1 pseudogene is annotated in these 244 nt (G+C 63.9%); it reads right to left on the minus strand.

Annotated features, from left to right (window positions below):
* Positions 1 to 244, minus strand: a pseudogene (locus tag PY649_RS35000) (TetR family transcriptional regulator); the annotation flags it as partial.

Here is a 244-nt window from a genome sequence, read left to right on the forward strand (position 1 = left end):
ACCATCCGCTGCGGATCAGTTGGCTCGCCGCACATGGGTGGCACGCATAACATCCCGATGCCGTGCAGGAGCTCGTTCGCCATCACTCCCGAGCGTATCTCGCCGCTCGCGGCCGCAGCGTCCAGAAGTTTCTGAACCAGGGGGCCCAGCCGCTCCTGGAAATGTGCGGGCAATCCTTCGAGCGCCGGATCGCCCGAATTGAACGCCGCCGCCAACCCACGGTGGGCTGCGATAAAATCCACAT

The sequence above is a fragment of the Rhizobium mayense genome, from assembly GCF_030272705.1.
Lineage (GTDB): Bacteria > Pseudomonadota > Alphaproteobacteria > Rhizobiales > Rhizobiaceae > Rhizobium > Rhizobium mayense.